This window comes from Streptomyces sp. ADI95-16 (genome assembly GCF_003721495.1).
GTDB lineage: Bacteria > Actinomycetota > Actinomycetes > Streptomycetales > Streptomycetaceae > Streptomyces > Streptomyces goshikiensis.
This window is the reverse complement of sequence record NZ_CP033581.1, coordinates 6,220,403-6,244,506: the sequence shown is the minus strand read 5'-3', so window position 1 is coordinate 6,244,506 and position 24,104 is coordinate 6,220,403. Positions and strand designations below refer to the sequence as shown.

General features: G+C 74.7%; 16 protein-coding genes. 8 read left to right on the top strand and 8 right to left on the bottom strand.

What is annotated here, in order from left to right; genetic code table 11:
- Window positions 1–62 precede the first annotated feature (62 nt).
- Window positions 63–920, top strand: coding sequence for a phosphotransferase enzyme family protein (locus tag EES41_RS27925; RefSeq protein WP_123080807.1), 858 nt, complete (start codon window positions 63–65; stop codon window positions 918–920).
- 84 nt (window positions 921–1,004) lie between these two features.
- Here EES41_RS27925 and EES41_RS27920 read toward each other — a convergent pair whose 3' ends face one another.
- Complete coding sequence (locus tag EES41_RS27920) at window positions 1,005–4,412, bottom strand: BTAD domain-containing putative transcriptional regulator (RefSeq protein ID WP_123080806.1); 3,408 nt, start codon at window positions 4,410–4,412, stop codon at window positions 1,005–1,007.
- A gap of 150 nt (window positions 4,413–4,562) precedes the next feature.
- Between EES41_RS27920 and EES41_RS27915 the strand changes: the two genes are divergently transcribed.
- Window positions 4,563–5,459, top strand: a complete 897-nt coding sequence (locus EES41_RS27915; RefSeq protein ID WP_123080805.1) for an NAD(P)-dependent oxidoreductase — start codon at window positions 4,563–4,565, stop codon at window positions 5,457–5,459.
- A gap of 18 nt (window positions 5,460–5,477) precedes the next feature.
- Here the strand turns inward: EES41_RS27915 and EES41_RS27910 are convergent, their stop codons facing one another.
- Window positions 5,478–6,938 carry a serine/threonine-protein kinase gene (locus tag EES41_RS27910; RefSeq protein WP_254211797.1) on the bottom strand — a complete coding sequence of 487 codons (1,461 nt, stop codon included), beginning with the start codon at window positions 6,936–6,938 and terminating at the stop codon, window positions 5,478–5,480.
- Window positions 6,939–7,306: 368 nt separating this feature from the next.
- Between EES41_RS27910 and EES41_RS27905 the strand changes: the two genes are divergently transcribed.
- Entirely contained in the window at window positions 7,307–9,205 is a 1,899-nt protein-coding gene (locus EES41_RS27905) for an FHA domain-containing protein (protein WP_123080803.1), read from the top strand.
- Here EES41_RS27905 and EES41_RS27900 read toward each other — a convergent pair.
- From EES41_RS27900 to EES41_RS27885, 3 genes are all read right to left on the bottom strand, one after another.
- A complete protein-coding gene (locus EES41_RS27900; RefSeq protein ID WP_123079884.1) occupies window positions 9,202–10,293 on the bottom strand; it encodes an IS630 family transposase in 1,092 nt (363 codons plus the stop codon). The two genes, EES41_RS27905 and EES41_RS27900, sit on opposite strands and share 4 nt — an antisense overlap.
- A 195-nt stretch (window positions 10,294–10,488) precedes the next feature.
- Complete coding sequence (locus EES41_RS27890; protein ID WP_123080802.1) at window positions 10,489–11,229, bottom strand: 3'-5' exonuclease; 741 nt, start codon at window positions 11,227–11,229, stop codon at window positions 10,489–10,491.
- 65 nt (window positions 11,230–11,294) lie between these two features.
- Window positions 11,295–12,566 (bottom strand): SAV2148 family HEPN domain-containing protein, encoded by a 1,272-nt coding sequence (locus tag EES41_RS27885; protein ID WP_123080801.1) that lies wholly within the window; start codon window positions 12,564–12,566, stop codon window positions 11,295–11,297.
- Between the two features lie 276 nt (window positions 12,567–12,842).
- On the opposite strand from EES41_RS27885, the gene glgX reads away from it, so the two are divergent.
- The 3 genes from glgX (at window position 12,843) to EES41_RS27870 (ending at window position 18,942) form a co-directional block, all read left to right on the top strand.
- Window positions 12,843–14,957 (top strand): glycogen debranching protein GlgX, encoded by a 2,115-nt coding sequence (gene glgX / locus EES41_RS27880; protein ID WP_123080800.1) that lies wholly within the window; start codon window positions 12,843–12,845, stop codon window positions 14,955–14,957.
- A 124-nt stretch (window positions 14,958–15,081) separates the two neighbouring features.
- Window positions 15,082–17,349, top strand: coding sequence for a malto-oligosyltrehalose synthase (gene treY / locus EES41_RS27875; RefSeq protein WP_123080799.1), 2,268 nt, complete (start codon window positions 15,082–15,084; stop codon window positions 17,347–17,349).
- A 318-nt stretch (window positions 17,350–17,667) separates the two neighbouring features.
- Window positions 17,668–18,942 carry a M14 family zinc carboxypeptidase gene (locus EES41_RS27870; RefSeq protein WP_123080798.1) on the top strand — a complete coding sequence of 425 codons (1,275 nt, stop codon included), beginning with the start codon at window positions 17,668–17,670 and terminating at the stop codon, window positions 18,940–18,942.
- Between the two features lie 108 nt (window positions 18,943–19,050).
- Here the strand turns inward: EES41_RS27870 and EES41_RS27865 are convergent, their stop codons facing one another.
- The gene (locus tag EES41_RS27865) at window positions 19,051–19,614 is read right to left on the bottom strand and encodes a DUF1707 and FHA domain-containing protein (protein ID WP_037798337.1); all 564 of its coding nucleotides are present in this window, start codon (window positions 19,612–19,614) and stop codon (window positions 19,051–19,053) included.
- Between the two features lie 110 nt (window positions 19,615–19,724).
- Between EES41_RS27865 and treZ the strand changes: the two genes are divergently transcribed.
- The gene (gene treZ, locus EES41_RS27860; RefSeq protein ID WP_123080797.1) at window positions 19,725–21,506 is read left to right on the top strand and encodes a malto-oligosyltrehalose trehalohydrolase; all 1,782 of its coding nucleotides are present in this window, start codon (window positions 19,725–19,727) and stop codon (window positions 21,504–21,506) included.
- A gap of 67 nt (window positions 21,507–21,573) precedes the next feature.
- The gene (locus EES41_RS27855) at window positions 21,574–22,008 is read left to right on the top strand and encodes a hypothetical protein (RefSeq protein ID WP_123080796.1); all 435 of its coding nucleotides are present in this window, start codon (window positions 21,574–21,576) and stop codon (window positions 22,006–22,008) included.
- A gap of 19 nt (window positions 22,009–22,027) precedes the next feature.
- On the opposite strand, the gene EES41_RS27850 is transcribed toward EES41_RS27855, so the two are convergent.
- On the bottom strand, window positions 22,028–23,188 hold the full coding sequence (locus tag EES41_RS27850) for an aminopeptidase P family protein (RefSeq protein WP_123080795.1): 1,161 nt from the start codon (window positions 23,186–23,188) through the stop codon (window positions 22,028–22,030).
- Entirely contained in the window at window positions 23,178–24,035 is an 858-nt protein-coding gene (locus EES41_RS27845) for a LysR family transcriptional regulator (RefSeq protein ID WP_123080794.1), read from the bottom strand. Before EES41_RS27845 ends, EES41_RS27850 begins: the two co-directional genes overlap by 11 nt.
- Between the last annotated feature and the right edge of the window lie 69 nt (window positions 24,036–24,104).

Genomic DNA, 24,104 nt, shown 5'->3' with positions numbered 1-24,104 from the left:
GCGCACCGGGATGCGAGACTTGACGGATTCACGAAGATCCGGACGGGCGGCGGAGACACGGCATGGACGAGGCGCGGGCCAGGGACGTACTGACGGCGGCGGGTCTGGGACGCGGGGAGCCGGCCGAGCTGCTGGCCCTCGGCGAGAACGCCGTCTTCGCGGCCGGCGACCTGGTGGTCAAGGTGGGCCGGGAAGCGGCGCTGCTGGAGCGCGCCGAGCGGGAACTCGCGGTGGCGGCCTGGCTCGCGGACGCCGGGGTTCCCGCCGTCCGCGCCGCCGAGCCGGCGGCCCGGCTGGTGGACGGGCACCCGCTGACCGTGTGGCACCGGCTCCCGGACGCGGTCCGCCCGGCGGGCCCGGAGGATCTGGCGGCGCTGCTGCGGCACCTCCACGCCCTGCCCGCCCCGCCGTTCGCCCTCCCGGCGCGGGACCTGCTGGGCGGGGTCGAGCGCTGGCTGCGGCTGGCCGGCGATGCCGTCGACCCGGCGGACGCCGCCTACCTGCGGGCCCGGCGCGACGCCTACGCCGGCGAGGTGGCCGGCCTCACCCCGCACCTCGCCCCGGGCGCGATCCACGGCGACGCCCTCCCCCGCAACGTCCACGTGGGCCCGGACGGACCGGTCCTGGTCGACCTGGAGACCGTCTCGTGCGACCTGCGCGAGCACGACCTGGTGGTGATGGCCCTGTCGCGCGACCGCTACGGGCTGCCCGCAGCGGCGTACGAGGCGTTCACCCGGGCGTACGGCTGGGACGTGCGCGGCTGGGACGGCTGCGCGGTCCTGCGCGGCGCCCGCGAGACGGCCAGCTGCGCCTGGGTCGCCCAGCACGCCCCGACGAACCCGAAGGCCCTGACCGAATTCCGCCGCCGGGTGGCCTCCCTCCGCGACGGCGACCCGGAAATCCGCTGGCACGCCTTCTGACGGCGGAGTACCAAGGTCACCCATGAACCCGGCCCGGACCCCGGGCCGGGCCCTGCTCCTCGACGCCGACCGGTACCTGAACGCCTACTTCGACCAGGAAGCGGCGCAACTCACCGCCGGCCCATGAGCCGGTTCGGCCTCGGTCGGGTGTGTCGCGCCGTGGGCGAACGCGGCGTCGGCCGCCGCGGGGCCCAGGGCGGAGCGGCAGGCCGACCAGGTGCGGTCCACGTCGTGCCGTTCGGCGGGCGGCAGCGGGGCACCGGCCGAAGCACGGGCCGTCCGGGCGGCGCCGAGCAGCCCGGCCGCCCGCTCGGGTTCGCCGCCCGCCGCCGCGGCGCCCGCCAGCCCCTCCAGGGCCAGCGCCACGGCACGTACGTCACCCAGCGCCCGCGCGGCCGCCAGTCCTTCGGCGTGCAGGGCCCGGGCACGGTCCGCGTCCCCCCGCAGTTCGGCCGTGAAGCCGAGTTCGGCGAGGGCGAGCGTCGTACCCGGTGCGTAGCCGGAGTCCCGGAACCAGGTCAGTACCGCCCGCATGTGCTCCTCGGCGGCGGCGAGGTCACCGGTGCGCCGGGCGACCATGCCGAGTCCGATCCGGGCGTCGGCCTCCCCGGCCCGGTGGCCCTGTTCCGCGGCGAGCCGCAGGGCTTCCGCATGCCGCTGCCGGCTCTCCTCGTACGCGCCCTCCAGGAAGGCCAGCCGGCCCAGTGCGCACAGCCGCTTCCCGGCCTCGCTCCGCAGCCCGAGCTCCTGGGCGATGGCCAGCCCCTCCTCGTGCAGCCGGGCCGCCTCCCGATACTCGCCCGCGATCTCGTGCAGCGCGGCGCGGGGGAAGAAGGTCTGCGACAGGCCCCACTGGTCGCCGAGTCGGCGGAACAGCCGCGCGCCCCGCTCCGCGTCGCGGCGTACCGCGGCCAGGTCGCCGTGGGCGAGGGCGTGCCGGGCGCGCACGCTCAGCGCGGCGGCGGTCCCCCAGGCGTCGCCGAGCCCCTCGGCCGCGAGCAGCGCCCGGTCGGCGAGTTCCTCGCCCGTGGGTACGTCTCCCGCGCCCATCTGCGCGGCGGCCAGGAACCACAGGGCGTGGGCGTGGCCCAGCGGGTCGTGGTCCGCCACCTCCCGCGCGTCGAGGGCGGCGGCCGCGCTCCGCAGCGGTCCCCCGGCGGCCGCCGGTGCGCCTTCCCACACGCTCAGACCGGCCCGCCAGGCCGTCGCCAGTGCCACGGCGGTGACCCGCTCCCCCGCGTACGGATCACCGCCCGGCCCGGCGGGAGGCGCGAGCCGGTCGCGCTCCGCCGCGAGGCAGGCGTCGAGCAGGCGGCCGCCCTCCGCGGGCCTGCCGCGCAGCAGCCAGTACCGGGCCAGGGCCCGTGCCGCGCGCAGGGCCGGTACCACCCGGCCGTGCGCCAGCGCTTCCTCGGCCGCCGGGTACAGCTCCGCCTCGGCGGCGTCGAGCCGGGCGAGCCAGAGCCGTTGGTGGGGGCCGCGCAGCAACGGCTCGGCCCGTAGCGCGAGTTCCCGGTAGTACGTACCGTGCCGGGCGCGGGTGTCGGCCTCCTCACCGGCCTCGCGCAGCCGCTCCCGGGCGTAGTCCTTGACGGATTCCAGCAGCCGGTAGCGGCGGCCACCCTCCGGCCGGTCGACCAGGACCACGAGCGAGCGCTCCACGAGGCGGTCCAGCAGCAGCGGCACGCGGTGTTCAGGCACGTCCGGGCTCAGTTCGGCGGCCGCGCCCCCGCCCGCGGCCGTACCGGCGGCCGCGCCCCCGCCCGCGCACACGACGCGCGCGGCCTCCACGGAGGCGTCACCGCCGTGTACGGACAACCGGCGCAGTACCGCCTCCTCCGCGCCGCCGAGCAGCGCCCAGCTCCAGTCGATCACCGCGCGCAACGTCCGCTGCCGCGGGGGCACTCCGCGCAGCCCCCGCGACAGGAGGGCGAACCGGTCGTCGAGTCCGGCGAGCAGGCCGTGCACGCCCAGGGCCCGCGCGCGGGCGGCGGCCAGTTCCAGGGCGAGGGGGAGCCCGTCGAGCCGGGCGCACAGGGCCCGGACCGCCGCCGTGTCCGCGTCGGTGGCCGTGTCGTGCGGCGGGAGGGCGGCGCGGGCCGTGAACAGGGCGACGGCATCGGCGGGCGCGAGGGGCGCCAGCGGGTGCACCGCCTCCCCCGCCAGGGCGAGCGGCTCCTGGCCGGTGGCCAGCACGGACAGCCCGGGCGCCTGCGGAAGTACGGCTTCCAGCACCTCGGCCACGGCGTCGGACAGGTGCTCGCAGTTGTCGAGCAGGAGCAGGAGGCTCCGCTCCCGGAGAGCGCCGACGAGCAGCCGTACCGCGTCGGGCTGTTCACCGTCGGGCCTGCGCACGCCCAGGGTCCGCAGTACCGCCCCGGCCACGGCATCGGCCGGAGCTCCCGCGGGGAGCGGTGCGAGCTCGACCAGCCACGCTCCGTCCCGGTGGCGGGCGGACGCCCGGCCGGCGCATTCGAGCGCCAGCCGGGTCTTGCCCACGCCGCCGGGTCCGGTGAGGGTGACCAGCCGGGAGTGGGCCGACAGGGCGCGGACGGCGGCGAGGTCCGCGCCGCGCCCGACGAGGCGGGTGAGCGGCTGGGGCAGCCGTCCGCCCGCCCCGCCCTCGGTATCGACCGGCGAGGCCGGCGGGACGGACCCGGTTGCCGCCGCCACACCATCGGGGTCCGCCCGCCGGGCCGGGGGCTCAGCCGGGGGCTCAAGGTCGGCGTCCTGCCGCAGGATCGCCTGCCGCAGCTCCGTCAGCTCCCGTCCGGGGTCCAGCCCGAGGTCCCGGGCGAGTCTGCCGCGCAGGACCTCGTAGCTCTCCAGCGCCTCCGTCTGGCGGCCGGCCCGGTACAGCGCCCGCAGCTGGACCGCGCGCAGTCGCTCGCGCAGCGGATGGGCCGCGACGAGCTGGTCGATCTCGCCGAGGACGGCGTGCTGCTCGCCCAGGGACACCCGCAGGCCGAGCAACTCCTCGCGCACGGAGAGGCGTTCTTCCTCCAGTCGAGCGGCCGCGGCACCGGCGGCCGGGTCGTCGGTGTGGCCCGCGTACGCCTCACCGCGCCACAGGGAAAGGGCCTCGCCCAGCAGTTCGGCACGGGCGCGGGGAGCCGGGCCCGCCTCCCGCTCACGGGCCCGGGCGACCAGCTCGGCGAACCGCCGCGCGTCGAGTTCGAGTTCCCCCGGCGCGAACTCCAGGCGGTATCCGCTCGCGTCGTGGAGCAGCGGCCCGCGGCCGTCCGACGGCGCGGCGCGGCGGAGAGCGGCGCGCAGCCGGGAGACCTGCCCCTGGAGGCTCGCGTACGGGTGGCGGGGCATCGCGGCGTCGGGTCCGCTCCACAGCGCGTCCACCAGCCGGTCGACGGAGACGGGGCGGCCCGGTTCGACGAGCAGCCGGGCGAGCAGCCTGCGCGCCCGCGCTCCGGTCACGGTCACCGGCTCGCCGTCGCCCGTCCACACCATCAGCGGCCCCAGAACCCCCACGCGCATGCCGATCAGCCTAGGTCCTGGGTCGGCGGCCCGTGGGCAGCCGACCGGCGACCGGCAGCGGACCGGCAGTGGAGCGACAGCCGAACGGCAGCACCGACGCGCAGGGTGGGGCCTGTTCGACGGCACCACCGACGCGAGGAGAGATCAGTCATGAGCGAAACCACCGCGACGCACAGGGTTCCGGTCAGCGTCATCGGCCTGGGCAACCTCGGCCGGGCGCTGGCCGAGACCTTCCTGAAGGAGGGCCATCCCACGACGGTCTGGAACCGATCCGCGGGCAGGGCCGACGGCCTCGTGGCCCGTGGGGCATCCCTCGCGGCCACGCCCGCCGATGCCGTGGCGGCGGGAGAACTCGTCGTCGTCGCGGTACTGGACTACGACACGGTCCGCGAGCTGCTGTTGCCGGCGGCCGGGGAACTGAAGGGGCGTACGGTCGTCAACCTGACCACCGGAACGCCGTCGGCCGCGCGCGCCCTCGGCGCCTGGGTGGCCGATCAGCGGGCCGCCTACCTCGACGGCGCGGTCTACGCGGTGCCGCAGACCATCGGCACCTCCGCCGCGTTCGTCCTGTACAGCGGCGACGAAGCGGCGTTCGGGACCTACCGCACGGTCCTCGACGCGATCGGCGAGGGCAGCCTCGTCGGTCCGGCCGCCGAGCTCTCCTCCGTGTACGACACCGCCCTGCTGAGCGGCATGTACGGGATGTTCTCCGGGTTCTTCCAGGCGGTGGCGCTGGCCGGCACGGCCGGGATCGGCGCGGCGGAGCTGACCCGCCCGCTGGTCCGGTGGCTGACGGCGGCCGCCGACGCGCTCCCGGCCTTCGCGCGGGAGATCGACGACCGGGAATACGGCACCACCACCTCCAACCTGGAGATCAACGCGGTGGGGCTGCGGAACATCCTCGCCGCCACGGAGGCGCAGGGGCTGCCGACGGACCTGCTGGCGCCGCTGCTCCGGCTCTTCGACGACCAGGTCCGTGCGGGGCACGCCGCGTCCAGCCTGTCCCGGGCCGTGGAGTCCCTGCGCACCGACGCCGGCCGGCTGTGACCGGCCGGGTGGGGGGCTTCAGCGGGTGCAGGTGATCGAGAAGGGGACCGGGTTGGAGAGGGTGCGGGTGGGGCTCTGGAGTTCCACGGCCATCCCGGTGGTCAGGGTGCCCGCCTTCGTGTAGGTCGTCAGGCGCACGGTGTCGTGCCCCGTGGGGTTGGTCTTGTCCCCGATCGACAAGGTGCGCCAGTGGGGATCCACCACGGAGCCGTCTCCCGACACCCAGCGGTAGGAGATCAGGGTCGGCTCGGGCGCGGTGAAGGTCGCGGTGAACGCGGGCGCCCGGCCCTCGGGGGTCGGGCAGCTCCCGGTGTAGGTCGTGTTCGTGCCCGCCACCGTCACCCGTACGCCCGAACCGGGCGAGGCGTCCTCGTCGTTGCCGGTGAGTGCGTAGGCGAGCCCGCCGGCGATCAGTACGCAGGCGGCCGCCCCGGCGGCGACCACGACCGCCGTACGGCTCTTGCGGCCCGGGACGGCGGCCGCGGGCGCGACGGCCGTGGGCACGGCGGGCGCCGCTGCCGTGGGTGCTGCTGCCGTGGTGGCCGCTGCCGTGGGCGCCTCCGCTGCGGGCGCCTCCGCTGCGGGCGCCGCTTCCGAGGTGACCGCTGCCGTGGTCGACGCTTCCTCCGGGACGGGGACGGGTACGGGGACAGTGACGGGGGCCGTGGCCGTAGCGGGCTGCGGGGTGGGGGTCGGGAGGACACGGGAGGCTGCCGTCGTGGCGTCCGGTTCGTGCGCGATGTCCCGCAGGGCCTCCGCCACTTCGGCGGCCGGGGTCCGCTGCGCCGGCTCCTTGCGGAGCAGCCCGGCGATGACCGGCGCGAGTGGGCCGGCCCGGGTCGGCTCCGGCGGTTCCTCGTCCACGACGGCCCGCAGGGTGCTCAGCGCGGTGCCCTGCCGGAACGGGGAGATCCCCTCCACGGCCGCGTAAAGCATCACGCCGAGGGACCACAGGTCGGACTCGGGGCCCGAGGGGCGGCCCAGCGCCCGCTCCGGCGGCAGGTACTCGGGGGAACCGACCACCTCGCCGGTCATCGTCAGGGCGGTGCTGCCCTCGACCATCGCGATCCCGAAGTCGCTGAGCACCACCCGGCCGTCCTGCGCGATCAGCACGTTCGCCGGCTTCACGTCCCGGTGCTCCACACCGACGGCGTGCGCGGCGCGCAGCGCGCTCAGCACTTCGGCGCCGATGTGCGCGGCGTGCCGCGGGGTGAGCGGCCCTTCGGCCCGCAGCAGATCGGCCAGTGACCGCCCCCGGACCAGTTCCATCACGATCCAGGGCCGTTCGTCCTCCGTGACCACGTCATGGACGGTGACCACATTGCGGTCGGGTATGCGGGCGGCCGCCCACGCCTCCCGCTCCAGGCGGCTGTACATGCGCGCGATGTCACCGGCCCCCAGTCCGGCCGGGGCCCGTACCTCCTTGACGGCGACCTCCCGGTGCAGGGTCTCGTCGCGGGCCCGCCACACGGTGCCCATCCCGCCTTCGCCGAGCCGCGACAGCAGCCGGTAGCGGCCCGCGACGAGCCGTTCCCCGCCCTCCCCGCCCGGCGCGGCCACGGTGGTGGCGGTATCCACCCTGGTCACCGCACTGGTCACCGCACTGGTTACCTCGCTGGTGGCCGCGAGCGCGGTCTCCGTCACGGTCTCGTTTTCCTCGCTGTGCATGGGGGCGGTCTCCTCTTGTCGCCGGCCGACGAGAACATCACGTACGGACCGGGCCCCGGGTTCAGCGGTACTCGAAAGATTCTCAGAAATGGTTGAACCGAACACCTTCTCGATGACGTGTTGCAGTCGTACGAGGAAGTCGTACGAGGTATCGCGGCGTCATTTTCAAGGGGTGTGCAGTGCCATCGGTCATCGTCGGGCGCACGGGTCCGTTCACCGGACAGAGCGTGGTCCTGGGCAGCGAGCCCCTCAGCTTCGGGCGCAAGAGCGACAACGGCGTCGTGATCGTGAGCCCCAGCGCCTCCCGGCTGCACGCCGAGATCGTCACGGAGGACCCCGGGTTCGTCCTCTACGACCGGGACAGCCGCAACGGCACGTTCGTCAACGACCAGCGCGTCACCCGGCACGTGCTGCGTCCGAACGACTGCGTCCGGATCGGTGACGAAACGTTTCTCTATGAGGCGCAGGACTGCATGGAGACGGTCATGGACCTCTCCCTCATGGCCGTCCCCCGGGCGAGCACCACGGACCCCGGCACGCTGCGGGTCACCATCACCGGCGGCGGCCCGGTGGGCCTCGCCTTCGCGCTGGCCCTCGACGAGATGCTGCCCGGCCGGACGGCCGTCACCCTCTACGACGGACGCTGGACCAGGAAGGGCTCCGCGGTCGTCTGGAAGGACGAGACCCAGGGCAACTTCCGCCGCCAGCAGGTGGTGACCGTTCAGAGCCGGCAGTACCTCGCCCTGTCCGAGGAGGTCCTCGGCGCGCTGTTCGACGACGACACCGCCTACTCCGAGATGTGGCCCGTCGGCCCCGACTCGGTCGACGGCCGGCCGCCCCGCAACATCCGGATCGCCCACATCGAGGACCGCCTGCTGGACCTGGCGAACCACAGGCCGGCGATCCGCCTGGTCCCCGAGCGGTTCGACGTGACGGAGCAGCGGGACCGGCTCGCCCAGGAGCACGTCCTGGTGGTCTGCGAGGGCGGCCGCTCCCGTACCCGCGAGCACTACGCCGACCGCTTCGGCGCGGCCGACGCCTCGATCTACTCCCTCGACGGCGAGCACCTTCAGGACGTCGTGCTCGGCCTGCGGGTCAAGTCGAGGCTGCCGGACCCGATGAGCGTGCTGCTCACCGTGTCGCAGAACCGATTCCTCCTCAACTCGCTGCGCGGCGAGGGTTTCCTGAACATGCGGCTCACCCGGGAGGAGGCCAAGAACGTCATCGGCATCGACCCGGTCCGCCACGTCTTCGAGGAGTGCATCGCCGCCCGGCCCTGCCTGATGAGCCGGCAGGAGGAGGACAACGAGTTCCGCTGCCCCACGCACGGCACTCTCTTCCTTCCCGCCCTGCTGCGCGGTTCGCCGCTGTGGAAGGAGATCCGGCAGGGCCTGAACCTCTTCGGCGTGGCCGAGGACGACCTGTCGGCGATCACCTCGTTCCGCCTCGACATGGTGCAGCGCCCGCGGTTCACCGCGCAGTTGCACCGGCCGACCGCGACCACCCCCGGCACCTACGGCTTCCTGCTGGGGGACGCGGCCAACGCCATCCACTTCTGGCCGGGCCGTGGACTCAACAGCGGCCTCGCCTCGGCCACTTCACTGGCCCGCTCGCTCAGCCGCGCCTGGCAGGGCAAGCCGCTGCGCGATGCCGACTTCATCCGGCACGAGGCGGCCATGTCCATGCTCCAGTACCGGCACAAGAGCCGGGCCTGGAACGCCATGGTGACCACCGACGACCAGGGCACCACCCGCGCCATCAAGGACATCATCGCGCGCGGCGCGCAAGCGGGCGCCGACGCCGCGGACGGGAGCGACCTGGAGGTGCTGCTGGACCGGATGACGGAGATCCGCGACCGGCTGGGCTCCCGGCTGCCGGGCCTGCCCTCGGACGAGGAACTCCGCGCCCACCTCACCGCGATCGCCCCGGCCACCCTGCGCACCCTGCGGGAGAGCGGCGCCTGGGACACCCTGATCGTCGGCGGCGAGGAGGCCGACATCGACCTCTTCTACCAGTCGGACTCCCCGGTCTTCGTGCCCCGCCCGGCCGACCCCCGAACCCTGCAACCGCAGGCCTAGTGACCTGAGTCAGAGATTCGTTGGCAGTAGGCGGCGACTTTGTCGAGGATCTCGTCGGCGGTCTTCGTCCAGACGAAGGGCTTGGGTTGGTCGTTCCAGTCGGTCAGCCAGGCCCGGATGTCGCGTTCGAGTGCCTGGACGGAGCGGTGGACTCCACGCTTGAGTTTCTTCTGGGTGAGCTCGGCGAACCACCGCTCGACCAGGTTCAGCCAGGACGCGCTCGTGGGCGTGAAGTGCAGGTGAAAGCGCGGGTGCGCCAGCAGCCACTTCTTCACGTCCGGCGTCTTGTGGGTCGCGTAGTTGTCCAGGATCAGATGGACCTGGAGACCGGCCGGGACTTCCTTGTCGAGCTTGGCCAGAAACTTCTTGAACTCGACGGCCCGGTGCCGTCGGTGCAGTGATCCGATCACCTTGCCGGTCGCGACTTCGAGGGCTGCGAAGAGGGTGGTGGTGCCGGCCCGGATGTAGTCGTGGCTGCGGCGCTCTGGAACACCGGGCATCATCGGCAGGACCGGCTGGGACCGGTCCAAGGCCTGGATCTGCGACTTCTCGTCCACGCAGAGAACCAGGGCCTTCTCAGGCGGGTCGAGATAAAGACCGATGACATCGCGGACCTTGTCGATGAACAGCGGGTCCGTGGACAGCTTGAACGTCTGCGACCGGTGCGGGGCCAGCGCGAAGGCCCGCCAGATCCGTGAAATGCTCGACTGTGACATCCCCGTCGCCGCGGCCATCGAGCGGGTGGACCAGTGGGTGGCGTTCTTCGGCGTTTCCTCGAGGGTCTTGACGATCACTCGCTCCACATCGGCATCGGTGATCTTCCGCGGTACACCCGGCCGGGGCTCGTCGCACAGACCGTCCAAGCCGTGCTCCAGGAAACGCCGCCGCCAGGTGCGGACCGTATCCGGAGCGATCCGCAGCCGACGGGACACCTCCATGATCGAGCGGCCGTCTGAGCACTCCAGCACGATCCGCGACCGCTGAGCCAGAGCCTGGGCCGTCGAACGACGACGTAACCAGCCCTCCAGCACAACACGCTGGGCATCGGTCACCGACAACGGCGGAATCTTCGGACCAGGACGACTCATACCGAACCAACGAGAAACCTCCGACTCAGGTCACTAGGGCCTGTCTTTCGGATCGGGCCGGATCAGGGAGCGGGGCCTGGTGCGTGCGATCGCAAGGCGGAGGAGGGAGTCAACGCGGAGCGTTGGCGACCGACGACAACGCGGCGAGCGTGCGTGCCAGACCCCGCGAGCCCGGCATGATCCGAAGGACAGGCCCTACGCCCCGTCGGCCCGGGCCTGGGAGGGTATGAGGCCGCGCAGGGGCCAGGCCGTGTCGATCACCGCGTCCGGGCTGCCCTGGCGGCGCAGGTAGGACTGGAAGTCGCGGGCCCAGCGGGCGTGCCAGGTGCCCTGCCGGTCGTGGAGGTCCGCCGGGGTGAGGCCGGCCACCTCGGGGTGGCGGTCGGCTATCGCCCGGGCCACCTGGACCGCGGCCAGCGCGTCCGCCCCCGCGTCGTGCGCGTCGTCCAGGGTGACCCCGTACACCCCGCACACCGCCTCCAGCGTGCGCTTCCCGCGCCGGTAGCGGTCCACCGCCCGGTCGATGGTCAGCGGGTCCGCCACCGGCCCCGTCCGCGCTCCGCCCAGCCGGTCGGAGAGCGACGGCAGCCCGTGCCGCGCCAGCTCCGCCGACAGCAGCGTCAGGTCGAAGGCCGCGTTGTAGGCGACGACCACCGCGCCCCGCCGCCAGTGCTCCACCAGGGCGGCCGCCACCTCCTCCGCGACCTCCCGCACCGGGCGGCCCTCGGCGACGGCCCGCGCCGTGCTGATCCCGTGGATCGCCGAGGCCTGTTCCGGGATCGGTATCCCCGGATCCGCGAGCCAGCCGCGCCGCTCGCGGACCTCGCCGCCCCGCACCTCGACCACCGCGGCCGTCACGATCCGCGACTCCCCCGGCTCCGTCCCGGTCGTCTCCAGGTCGAATCCGACCAGTGCTCCCCCGTGCCACGCCGCCATGACGCGCCCCTCCCCCGTACATCCATCCGGTCAACGACTTTCAGCCTGACACGGGGCACTGACAGTCACGACACCGGGCGGGAGTCCTCCCACATGGATTCGAATTCCTCCCGGTATGTCGGGAAAAGTCCGTGGTCCGCGTCCTTCGCCGCGCCCCGGCCGCCCCCGCGCAGCACCAGCACCGGGGCCTCCATGCCCCGCGCCCGCCGCAGGTACGACTGGACCACCGCGATGCCCGAGGACTCCCCCTCCACCAGGTAGGCGGTGAACCGCGGGGTCTCGTCGAAGACGTGGATGTCGAACCGCGAGGGGTCCTTCAGCCCCGCCCGCACCCTGCGCACGTGCAGGATGTTCATCTCCACCGAGCGGCTCAGCTCGCCCTTGCGCAGCCCCAGCTCCCGCTCGCGCCGCTTGACCGCGCTGCTCGCCGGGTTCAGGAACAGCAGCCGCACCCGGCAGCCCGCCTCCGTGAGCCGGACGAGTCTTCGTCCCGAGAAGTTCTGCACCAGCAGGTTGAGGCCTATGCCGATGGCGTCCAGCCGCCGCGCGCCCCCGAACAGGTCCTCGGCGGGCAGCTGCCGCTGGAGCCGCACCCGGTCGGGGTGGACCGAGACGACGTCCGCGTACCGGTCGCCCACCAGGTCCTCCACGGCGTCGATCGGAAGCCGGTCGGCCGCCGGGCCGCCCGCGCCGCCGCCGAGCACCTCCAGCAGCCGCGCCGAGGCCCGCTCGGCCTGCTCCAGCACCGCCCGCGACAGGGCCCGGTTGCGGGAGACCACGTTCCGGGTGACCTCCAGCTCGTCCAGGGCCAGCTCGATCTCGCGCCGGTCGTCGAAGTACGGCTCGAAGCAGGGCCAGTGCTGGACCATCAGCTCCCGCAGCTGCGGCAGCGTGAGGAAGCTCAGCACGTTGTCGTCGGCGGGGTCCAGCAGGTAGCCCTTGCGCCGGCTGACCTCGCGGACCGCCACGGCGCGCTGCACCCACTCCTGCCCGGCGGGCCCGGCGGCCGCGACCACCCAGTCGTCCTGGCCGTGCGCCGGCGCGTAGACGGGACGCAGCACCGCGCCGACGACCGCCCGCAGCCGCTGCTCGACGAGGTTCAGCCAGATGTAGGCGCGGCCCGCGCGCTGGGCCCTGGTCCGGACCTCGCTCCACGCGTCCGCGCCCCAGTCCAGCTCGGCCCCGGTGCGCACGTCCCCGGCGGCCGAGGGGGCCAGTGACACCGCCCCGGCCGGCACCCCGGCGGGCCCGCCGCCCGCCGCCCCGCCTGCGGCATCAGCCGGGCCGCCCTCGTGACCGCTGTCACCAGGGGGCAGCTCCAGACCTCCCGAGCTCACCCGTGCACCGCCTTCTGCTTCTGGACGCCCGTCTCCAGTGATCACGGAAGGGTACTCCGCGCGCGCGGCCCCACGCAGCCCGACGGACCCTACGCCGATTGCCCGTTGACCCATTATCCGATGCCCGCATAGTCCGCTGACCCGCCTATCAGCTCTCCGGGTCACCCGGTGGGAGCATCCCAAGTCCCCGCTTGGAGGCCCTCTTTCGGGGAAGATCTGGCAGTGACGTGGTCCACGCCCGATCAAGCCCGTCGCAGAGGGGAAGAGTCGTTATCCATGCAGGTCTGGCCGGGACAGGCGTATCCACTCGGTGCCACGTACGACGGCGCCGGGACAAACTTCGCGGTCTACTCCGAGGCTGCCCGACGCATTGAGCTGTGTCTTCTGCACGACGACGGGTCGGAGACCGCCGTCGAGCTGCGCGAGACGGACGCCTTCGTCCGGCACGCGTATCTGCCCGGCGTGATGCCGGGCCAGCGCTACGGTTTCCGCGTGCACGGACCGTACGAGCCCGAGCGCGGGCTGCGGTGCAACGCGGCGAAACTGCTGCTCGACCCGTACGCGCGGGCCATCGCGGGCAGTGTCGACTGGGGAGAGCAGGTGTACGGGTACCACTTCGGGCGGCCCGACTCCCGCAACGACCTGGACTCGGCGCCGCACACGATGAGTTCGGTGGTCGTGAACCCGTACTTCGACTGGGCCAACGACCGCCCGCCGCGCCACGAGTACCACCACACGGTGCTGTACGAGGCCCACGTCAAGGGCCTGACCATGCGCCATCCGGATCTGCCGGAGGAGCTGCGCGGTACGTACGGGGCGCTCGCGCACCCGGCGGTCATCGGGCACCTCACCAAGCTCGGGGTGACGGCGCTGGAGCTGATGCCGGTGCACCAGTCGGTCAACGACCACCGTCTCGTGGACGACGGGCTGAGCAACTACTGGGGCTACAACACCATCGGCTTCTTCGCCCCGCACAACGGCTACGCCTCGGGCGACCGGGGCCAGCAGGTGCTGGAGTTCAAATCGGCGGTGCGGGCGCTGCACGAGGCCGGGATCGAGGTGATCCTGGACGTGGTCTACAACCACACGGCCGAGGGCAACCACCTGGGGCCGACGCTGTCCTTCCGGGGGCTCGACAACGCCTCGTACTACCGGCTGGCGGAGGATCCGCGGCACTACATGGACACCACGGGGACCGGGAACTCGCTCCTGATGCGGTCCCCGCACGTGCTCCAGCTGATCATGGACTCGCTGCGGTACTGGGTCACCGAGATGCATGTGGACGGCTTCCGCTTCGACCTCGCGGCGACCCTCGCCCGGCAGTTCCACGAGGTGGACCGGCTGTCCTCGTTCTTCGACCTGGTGCAGCAGGACCCGGTGGTCAGCCAGGTGAAGCTGATCGCGGAGCCCTGGGACCTGGGCGAGGGCGGCTACCAGGTGGGCAACTTCCCGCCGCTGTGGACCGAGTGGAACGGCAAGTACCGGGACACCGTGCGGGACCTGTGGCGCGGGCAGCCGCGCACCCTCGCGGAGTTCGCGGGACGGCTGACCGGCTCCTCGGACCTCTACCAGGACGACGGGCGGCGGCCGCTGGCCTCCATCAACTTCACGACCTGCCACGACGGTTTCACCCTGCACGACCTGGTCGCGTACGACGAGAAGCACAACGAGGCCAACCGCGAGGGCAACCGGGACGGCGAGACCCACAACCGGTCGTGGAACTGCGGGGTCGAGGGGCCGACGGAGGATCCGGAGGTCGTGGAGCTGCGCGAGCGCCAGATGCGCAACTTCATGGCGACGCTGATGCTGTCGCAGGGCGTGCCGATGCTCAGCCACGGCGACGAGTTCGCCCGGACGCAGGGCGGCAACAACAACGCCTACTGCCAGGACAACGAGCTGTCCTGGGTGACCTGGCCGGAGCCGGGCAAACCGGCTCCGGCACTGCTGGAGTTCACCCGGCAGATGGTGTGGCTGCGGCGCGACCACCCGGTGTTCCGGCGGCGCCGGTTCTTCCACGGCCGGCCGGTGGAGGGCACGCACGACGAGCTCTCCGACATCGCCTGGTTCACCCCGCACGGCGAGGAGATGCGGGCCCGGGACTGGCAGGCGCAGCACGCGCGGGCGCTGGCGGTGTTCCTCAACGGCGAGGCGATCTCCGAGCCGGGCAGCCGCGGTGAGCGGATCACCGACGACTCGTTCCTGCTGATGTTCAACGCGGGGCCCGATCCGCAGGACTTCACGGTCCCGGCCGGGCACGGGGCGCAGTGGCGGATGGTGGTGGACACGGCGCGCAGGGAGGTACTGCCGCCCGGCACCGGGCCGCAGTTCGCGGCCGGGGACCGGGTGCCACTGACGGGGCGGTGTCTGGTGGTGCTCCAGCGCCCGGCGTAGGCGACCCCGCGACGCCGCCGCCGGCCCCGTCAGCGGGGCCGGCGGTCCGCTGCCCCGGGGGCGCGATCACCCGGATGCATGGGGGGATGGCACGGAATGCGGCTGGGTGGGTACGTACGTTCTCATGAGCCAGCCGTACGCGCGCCCCCGGTCGGAATCCGTTGTTCCGGCAGCCGTCACCCCGGCGTCACCCACCTCGACGTACCGCCTCCAGCTGTGCCCCGAGTTCCCGTTCTCGGCGGCCGAGGCGGCGGTACCCCACCTCGCCTCGCTCGGCGTCTCCCACCTCCACCTCTCGCCCGTACTGGAGGCGGTGCCCGGCTCCACCCATGGGTACGACGTCACCGATCACACCCGGGTTCGGGTGGAGCTCGGCGGCGAGCCGGGGCTGCGGGCCCTGGCGACGACCGCCCGGGGACACGGGCTGGGCCTCGTCCTCGACATCGTCCCGAACCACATGGCCGTACCGCGGCCGCTGCGCCTGAACCGGCCGCTGTGGGAGGTGCTGCGCGAGGGGCCGCACTCCCCGTACGCCCGCTGGTTCGACATCGACTGGGAGGCGAACGGCGGCCAGCTGCTGCTGCCGGTGCTGGCCGGTCCCCCCGGCCCCGGCGAGTTCGCCGCCGACGGGGAACTGCTGCGCCACGGCGAGCACGAGTTCCCGCTGCGGGCGGGGACGGCCGGCCTGCCGATGCCGGAGCTGCTGGCCGCGCAGTGGTACCGGCCGGCGGGGTGGCGGGAGGCCCGGGCGGGACTCAACTACCGCCGCTTCTTCACCATTTCGGATCTGATCGGGGTACGGGTGGAGGACCCCGGGGTGTTCGCGGCCACCCACGCCAAGGTGGTGGAGCTGGTCCGGGACGGGGTGGCCGAGGGACTGCGGATCGACCACGTGGACGGGCTGGCGGATCCCGAGGAGTACCTGCGGCGGCTGCGGACGGCCGTCGGGGACGGCTGCTGGGTGGTGGTGGAGAAGATCCTGGCCCGCCCGGAGCGGCTGCCCTCCGGGTGGGCCGTGGCGGGCACCACCGGCTACGACGCGCTGCACCGGGTGGACGGCCTGTTCGCCGACCCGGCGGGCGTCCGCGCACTCGCCGACCGGTACGGGGAGTGCACCGGCCTGCCCGGCTGGGAGGAGACGGCGGCGGCCAGCGCGCGGGAGGTCCTGACCGTCGCTCTCGCCGCCGAGCTGGCGACCCTGGAGCGGCTGGCCGGGCCGGAACTCGGCGACGCGGTGCGTGAGTTGCTGATCGCCTATCCCGTCTACCGGCCGTATCCGGGCGGGCCGGGACCCGCGCCGCGGGCCCTGGCGGAGGCGGCCGGGCGGGCCGGCGCGGAAGCGGTGGCGAACGTACGGGACCTCCTGCTGCGGGACCGGGCCTTCGCGGCGCGCTTCGCCCAGACCTCGGCGGCCCTGCGGGCGAAATCCCTGGAGGACCGGGCGTTCTACCGGTACGCCCCGCTGCTGTCGGCCACGGAGGTGGGCGGGGAGCCGGGGGACCCGGCGGTGCCGGCGCGGGAGTTCCACGCGTACTGCGCGGAGCTGGAGCGGGACTGGCCCGCCTCCGGGACGGTGCTGTCCACGCACGACACCAAGCGCAGCGCGGACGTCCGGGCCCGGATCGCGGTGCTGTCGCAGCTGCCCGGGCTGATGGACGAACCGGCGCCGGCCGGGGCGGACCCGCAGCTCGCCTGGGTGGCCCGGCAGAGCGCGCTGGGCCTCGGGGAGGCCCCGGACCGGGCGGACCGGCTGGCCGCCGCCCTGCTGAAGGCGGCCCGCGAGGCGGGGCTGCGGACCAGCTGGACCGACCCGGACGAGGCGTACGAGGCGGGCATCGAGGCGCTGACCCGCCACCCCGGGGCGGAGCCCGCGCAGTTCGCGGCGGCCGCCCGGGCCAACCTGCTCGGGATGACGCTGCTGCACCTGGCCATGCCGGGGGTCCCGGAGGTCTACCAGGGCGCCGAAACCGAGTACCGGGCCCTGGTCGACCCGGACAACCGGCGCCCGGCCCGCTTCCCCCGGGAGGCGCTGGCCCGCCTCGACGCGGGAGCGGCGCCGCGGGGCCCGGCGGAGGAGAAGCTCGCGCTGACCGCGGGGCTGCTGCGGCTGCGGCGGGACCGGCCGGAACTGTTCACCGGCTACGCCCCGCTCGCGGCGCGCGGCCCGGCGGCGGAGCACTGCGTGGCCTTCGCCCGGGGGCCGGGGCTCGTCGCGGTGGCCACCCGGCTCTCGCACCGGCTCGCCGTGGCGGGCGGCTGGCGCGACACGGTGCTCCCCCTCCCGCCGGGCCGCTGGACCCCCCTCGGCCGCAAAACCACGTACGAGACCGAAGCCCCCCTCACCGCCCTCCTCCACCTCACCCCGGCCCTGGCCCTCCTCCGCACCGACTGACACCCCCGGCGGCGCGTCGGCCGCACCCCCGGCCGACGCGCCCGACCGGGCCCTCGACACCGGCCGGCCCGAAGGCACCCCGGCCCCGCCCGGCGCGGCCGGGCCTTGCGGGGGGCTCGGCAAAGGCTGAGCCCCTGCCGGGGAGCCCGGCCAGGCGTGGGCCCCGCCGCCGCAGGCGCGTCCCGCCCGGGCCGGGCCGACCCGGGACCGGCGGCCACCACTCGGCCCCGGCGGGACAGGCTTTGGCCAGGGGTTTCTTCGGAAATGGCGGGGCGTGCGGAGCAGTAGGGGACATGTGCGGCGGGCATGGCATCACTTGTGACCCTCATCCCTGACATGCGCTACCCCACCCCGCGCGAACTGGCCCTCGCCGCCCGCGCCCTCGCCGAGGCCGAGCCCGGTCTCGTCCGGCTGCGGCAGGCCGGGACCTCCCGGGGCGGGGCCCCGCTCTGGCTGCTCTCCGTCCGGCCCGCGCGAGCGTCCCGGCACGTGCTCGTCGTCGCCGGCGCCCACGCCAACGAGCCCGTCGGCGGCGCCACCGCCCTCGACCTCGCCCGCCGCGTCATCCGCGACCCCGCGCCCCGCGCCGGCTGCGGCTGGCACTTCCTGCTCTGCGCGGACCCCGACGGCGCCGCCCTGCACCGCACGCCCCTCCCGTACTCCCTGCTCGACTACCACCGGAACTTCTTCCGGCCGCCCGGCCCCGAACAGCCCGAGTGGGCCCCGTCCTTACTGCCCCCGGACCGGCTGCCGCCCGAGACCCGCGCCCTGACCGCCGTCATCGACGAGCTGCGCCCCGTCCTCCAGGTCTCCCTCCACGGCACCGACCTCGGCGGCTCCTGGGTCCAGCTCACCCGTGACATACCGGGCCTCGCCGAGCCCTTCGGCAAATCCGCCGCCGAGCTGCGCATCCCGGTGGAGACCTCCGCGTCCGACGCGGCCGGCTGGCCCTCCCCCGGCCCGGGGATCTTCGTCATGCCCGAGCCCGTGACCGACACCGCCGCAGCCCTCCACCCCGAGGACACCCGGCTCAGCACCTGGTACCACGCGCACCGCTACGCCGGCACCACCGCGATCGTCGAAGTCCCCATGTGGGCCTCCGACCTGGTGGACGACCCGGCCCCGCACCCCGACCCGCGCGGGGCCCTGCGGATGCTGGCCGCGCGCCTCACCGAGGACGCCGCGCGGGTGGCCGCCGTACGGGGCGGGGTCCCGGGCGCGTTCCGGGACGACGGCGCGGCCGCCGCGCCGCTGCTGCGGGCCGTGGACTGGACACTGGCCCTGATCCCGCTGGTCGCCGCCGAGTGGACGGGCCCCGGCGCCCCCGCCGAGGCCACCACCGCGCACATCGGCAGCATCGACGCCTTCGGGCGCCGCCTGTCGCTGCGCGCCGCGGCGATGCTGCTCCGCGTCCTGCGCGCCGGGCACCATCCGGCGGCGCCCGCGCTGGACCGCCTGGTCACCGGCTGGTGCGAGGAGTTCGCGGCCCGCTTCCAGGCCCGCTGGGTGCCGGTCGCCACCCAGGTGGAGCACCAGTCCCGGACCGTACTGGCGGCGTACGAACGGCTCGCGGCGGTGACGCCCGGCCCCTGAGGGCGGCTGAGCCCACGAGGGCGGCTGGGCCCGCGAGCGCGGCGAGCCCGCCGCGTCCCACCCGTACCGGCGCTCGGGCAGGCCCGCCGTCCGGGCACCCGGCGGGCCTCAGCCGGCGGACAGCAGGTACGTGACCCGCCCGAAGCCGATCTGGTCCCCGTCCCGGACCACGGCCGAGCCGGTCACCCGGCGCCCGTTGACGGTGGTGCCGTTGGTGGAGCCGAGGTCCTTGAGCACCCACATGCCGTCGCGCAGGCTCAGCTCCGCGTGCACCCGCGAGACCGTCTCGTGCGTGAGCCGCAGCCCGTTGCCCGGGTCGCGGCCGATCCGCAGCGGCCCGGCGCCCGGATGCGGGAACAGCAGCTTGGGCAGCCGCTCGGCGGCCCAGGCCCGACGGACCCCGACGGACACCGCGGAGGCCCGCCCGACCCAGCCGAAGAGCCGCCGGCTCCACGGGCTGTCCGAACCCCGCCGGGCTTCGAGGTCGGCCGTGAGCACGGCGAGTTCCTCATATCGGCGGGCGACCAGCGCGAGTTCCATGCGCCGCATGAACGTGTCGTGCGACAGTTTGCCGAGGGCCGCGCCCTCCCTGAGCTGGCTCAGCGCCCGGTCGCGCTCCGCATCGGACAGCCGCGGGGCGGGGAAGGCGGGAATCTCGAAACTCGACGTCACAGGGTGATTGTCGGCCCGTCAGGGCCGGAGTGTCCAGAACGGGCCCGCCGGTCCCGCGATGATGGGCGCGAGACACAGGCTGGGCACCGCCGCCGACGAGGGGACCGTCCGTGCAATTCGAGGTGTGGGCACCGCTGACAGACCGGGTCGCGCTGCGGCTGAACGGCGCCGCGTACGAGATGGCGCCCGACCCGGCGGGCCCAGGCCGCGAGGGCTGGTGGACCGTGGAGGCCCCGGCCGCCGACGGGGACCGGTACGGATTCGTCCTCGGAACCCGGGGCGACGGGGACGCCCCCGCCGGCGCGGGCCCCGTACGGCCCGACCCGCGCGGGCGGCGGCTGCCCGACGGCCCCGACGGACTCAGCGCGGTGGTGGACCTCGACGCGCTCCGCCCGACGGCCGAGCCGCCGCGGGTCCCGCTCCAGGACGCCGTCCTGTACGAGCTCCACATCGGCACCTTCACCCCCGAGGGCACCTTCGACGCGGCCGCCGCCCGCCTCCCGCACCTGACCGCGCTCGGCGTCACCCACGTGGAGCTGATGCCGGTCTGCCCGTTCCCCGGCCGGCACGGCTGGGGCTACGACGGGATCGCGCCCTGGGCGGTGCACGAGCCGTACGGCGGCCCGGCGGGCCTGGCCCGGTTCGTGGACGCGGCGCACACCGCCGGGCTGGGGGTGGTGCTGGACGTGGTCCACAACCACCTCGGCCCCTCCGGCAACCACCTCCCGGCCTTCGGCCCCTACTTCACCGATGCCCACCACACCCCCTGGGGCGCGGCGGTGAACCTGGACGCGCCCGGCTCCGACGAGGTGCGGGCGTACTTCCTGGACAGCGCCCTGGCCTGGCTGCGGGACTACCGGATCGACGGGCTCCGGCTGGACGCCGTACACGCGCTGGCCGACGGGCGGGCGCTGACCTTCCTGGAAGAGCTCGCGGCGGCCGTGGACGAGCTGGCGGCGGAGACCGGCCGGCCGCTGTTCCTGATCGCCGAGTCGGACCGCTGCGACCCGCGCACCACCACCCCGCGCGCCGCCGGCGGGCCGGGCCTGCACGCGCAGTGGAACGACGACTTCCACCACGCCCTGCACTGCGCGCTGACCGGCGAGTCCCAGGCCTACTACGCCGACTTCGCCGAGGCCCCGCTCGCCGCCCTCACCAAGACCCTGACCCGGGCCTTCTTCCACGACGGGACCTGGTCCTCCTTCCGGGGCCGCAGTCACGGCCGCCCCGTCGACCGCCGCCGGACGCCCGCGCACCGCTTCGTCGGCTACACCCAGACCCACGACCAGATCGGCAACCGGGCGCTGGGCGACCGGCTCTCCGCCTCGCTCTCCCCCGGGCTGCTGGCCTGCGCCGCCACGGTGGCGCTGACCGGGCCGTTCGTGCCGATGCTGTTCATGGGCGAGGAGTGGGGCGCCGGCACGCCGTGGCAGTACTTCACCGACCACCCCGATCCGGAGCTCGCCGAGGCGGTGCGCACCGGCCGGCGAAGGGAGTTCGCCGCGCACGGCTGGAAGGCGGAGGAGATCCCGGACCCGCAGGACCCCGCCACCCGGGACCGCTCCCGGCTGGACTGGGACGAGCCCGGGCAGGAGCCGCACGCCCGTCTGCTGGCCTGGTACCGCACCCTCGTCGCGCTCCGCCGCACCCACCCCGATCTGCGCGACCCGGACCTCGCGGCGGTCCGGGTGGCCTTCGACGAGGCACGCCGCTGGCTGACCTTCCGGCGCGGGGACCTTCGTATCGTGGTCAACCTGTCCGCCGAGCCCGCAACCATCGCGCTCGGCCGCAACGGGGTCCGGGTCCTGGCCTCCTGGGAACCCCTCGAACACCCCGGCCCGAACGGGCGGATCCACGTACCGGGCGAGTCGGCGGTGGTCCTCGGGCCCTGACCCCCGCGCCGCTCGGCCGGAGGCGAACGGTCTTGCCCCCGGCTTCCTCGGCTGATGGGCTGGGCCGGTGCAATCCACTGCCGCCGGCGGATCGCCGGCCGTCTACGACCGCATCGGGATCGGCTACCGGAAGGTCCGGTGCCCCGATCCCCGGCTGGCCGCGCTGATCGACGGGGCCCTCGGGGACGCCCGGACCGTCGTCAACGTCGGTGCCGGGGCGGGCTCCTACGAGCCCGCCGACCGGGAGGTGACGGCCGTGGAGCCGTCCCAGGTGACGGACGGCTTCCAGGTCGCCCACTGGCGCCGCCCCGAGTCCTGCCTCGACCCGGTCGTCCGGGCCGCGAGCTCCACCCTCGCGACGCTCGGACCGGCCGCCGTGGAGCCGGGGATCGCCCGGCTCCGCGCCGACCTGGAGTCCGGCGAGTGGCGGCGCCGCCACGCCGGCCTGCTGGCGCAGGAGAGCGTGGACTACGGCTACCGCCTGCTCATCGCGGGCGCCTGAGCCCGCGAACCGACAGGCCCTAGTCGACGAGGGCCAGTTCGCGCGGGGCGTTGTTCAGGCGCAGCCCGCCGTCGGCGGTCACCGTGACGATGTCCTCGATGCGGACCCCGAACCGTCCGGGCAGGTAGATGCCCGGCTCCACGGAGAAGCACATCCCGGGCACCATCGGCCGCTCCTCGCCCTCCACCATGTACGGCGGCTCGTGGGTGGTGACGCCGATGCCGTGCCCGGTGCGGTGGATGAAGCGGTCGCCGTAGCCGAACTCGGTGATCACCGCGCGGGCCGCCCGGTCGACCTCCTGGCAGGAGACGCCCGGCCGGACGGCCGCCACCCCCGCCTGCTGGGCCTCGCGGACGATGTCGTGGACGCGCTGCTCCTCGGCGTCGGGTTCGCCGACGTGGACGGTGCGGGAGATGTCGGAGCCGTAGCCGTCCTTCAGGCCGCCGAAGTCGAGCACCACCATGTCGCCGCGCCGGATGACCCGGTCCCCGGCCTCGTGGTGCGGGTTGGCGCCGTTGGGGCCGGAGCCGACGACCGTGAAGTCGACCTGGGAATGGCCGTGTACGCGCAGCAGCCCGGCCAGGTCGGCGGCGACGTCGCTCTCCCGGCGGTCGGCGAACGGAAGGTGCAGGATCTGCGCGTACGCCGCGTCGGCGGCGGCTCCGGCCGCCGCGAGCCGGGCCAGCTCCCGCTCGTCCTTGACGGCGCGCAGCATCGGCAGGGCGTCGGTGAGCGGGACGTACGAGGTGGTGGGCAACTCCCGCTGGAGCGAGAGCAGGTGCAGTGACCAGGTGTTGTCGCTGACCCCGAAGCGGCCGGCCGCCTCCAGCAGCGGGGCGGTCACCGCGTACGGGCTCTTTCCGTCGGTCCAGTCGCGCAGGGCCAGCGCCCCGGCGCCCGGGGCCTTCGCGGCGTCGGGGGCCTCCAGCGCCGGCACCACGAGCACCGGGTCCCGCCCGGCGGCCAGGACGAGCAGGGTGAGCCGCTCGGTCTCGGCGGTCGGGCGGTAGCCGGTGAGGTGGGCGAGGTCCGGCCCGGGGGCGATCAGCAGCCCCGCCAGCCCCGCGTCGGCGGCGGCTTCGGCGGCGGCCGCCATCCGGGCGGCGTAGTCGGCGGTGGTGAACGGTTCGGGCTCGGAAGTCCCTGTGGGCGCGGCGGGCCGGGCGGGTTCATGGTCCATACGGGGATCCTGCCCCGAGGCGTACGGCCAGCGCAGCGGCCGCGCCGGACAAAGTCGCGGGCGCGAGCAGTTCCGTACGGTGCACCAGGCGCGGCGAGAGCAGGGGTACGGCGACGCCCGCGCCCGCCGTCCGCGCCACCCGGCCCGGCAGCAGGGCCAGGCCGTGGCCGGCGGCGGCGAGGGCGCACAGGGTCCGAAGGTCGGTGCCCTCGTAGCGCAGGGCGGGCGCGGTGCGGACCGCGTGCGGCAGCGGCGCCACCCCGGGGGCGTCGAGCCAGCGCGCGTCGGCCAGGTCCTCCAGCCGGACGGCGTCCCGCCCGGCCAGCGGATGCCCGGCGGGCAGCAGTACGGCCAGCTCCTCCTCCGCCACGCCCGCCACCACCAGCGGGGCCACGTCGGGCAGCCGCAGCGGATCGCTCGGCGCGGCCGGGCCGTCGACGAGCCCGAGGTCGCAGTCCCCGGTGGCGACGGCGGCGGGCACCTCGGCCGGCGGCAGCACCCGCAGGGTGACGCCGGTGGCGGGCAGCGCCGCGAGCAGCCCGGGGCCGACGGCGAGCGGGGACGCGGCGAGCGTGATCCGCCCGGGCGGCGCGGCGGCCAGCCGCAGCACGTCGGCCCGGGCCGCGTCGAGCCGCAGCAACAGCGGCCCGGCGTGCTCCAGCAGCCGCGCCCCGGCCGGGGTCGGCTCCACGGGCCGCCGGGTGAGCAGCTCGGTGCGCAGGTCGCCCTCCAGCGCGGCGATGTGCTGCGAGACGGCGGACTGGGTGTAGCCGAGCTCGCGGGCGGCGCCGGAGAAGGAGGAGAGGCGGGCGACGGTGACGAAGGTGCGGAGCAGGTGCGGATCCATGGCGTCAGCGTGCCACCGGCGCGAGCCCGGGCGCGCCGGGGCCCCGGCGGGTGCCCGCGTCCCTATCGT

Bases quoted from the DNA above. Each gene is read 5' to 3' on its own strand.
- EES41_RS27925 (WP_123080807.1), top strand. From the start codon at position 63: ATGGACGAGGCGCGGGCCAGGGACGTACTGACGGCGGCGGGTCTGGGA.
- EES41_RS27920 (WP_123080806.1), bottom strand. From the start codon at position 4,412: ATGCGCGTGGGGGTTCTGGGGCCGCTGATGGTGTGGACGGGCGACGGC.
- EES41_RS27915 (WP_123080805.1), top strand. From the start codon at position 4,563: ATGAGCGAAACCACCGCGACGCACAGGGTTCCGGTCAGCGTCATCGGC.
- EES41_RS27910 (WP_254211797.1), bottom strand. From the start codon at position 6,938: ATGGGCACCGTGTGGCGGGCCCGCGACGAGACCCTGCACCGGGAGGTC.
- EES41_RS27900 (WP_123079884.1), bottom strand. From the start codon at position 10,293: ATGAGTCGTCCTGGTCCGAAGATTCCGCCGTTGTCGGTGACCGATGCC.
- EES41_RS27890 (WP_123080802.1), bottom strand. From the start codon at position 11,229: ATGGCGGCGTGGCACGGGGGAGCACTGGTCGGATTCGACCTGGAGACG.
- glgX (WP_123080800.1), top strand. From the start codon at position 12,843: ATGCAGGTCTGGCCGGGACAGGCGTATCCACTCGGTGCCACGTACGAC.
- treY (WP_123080799.1), top strand. From the start codon at position 15,082: ATGAGCCAGCCGTACGCGCGCCCCCGGTCGGAATCCGTTGTTCCGGCA.
- EES41_RS27850 (WP_123080795.1), bottom strand. From the start codon at position 23,188: ATGGACCATGAACCCGCCCGGCCCGCCGCGCCCACAGGGACTTCCGAG.
- EES41_RS27845 (WP_123080794.1), bottom strand. From the start codon at position 24,035: ATGGATCCGCACCTGCTCCGCACCTTCGTCACCGTCGCCCGCCTCTCC.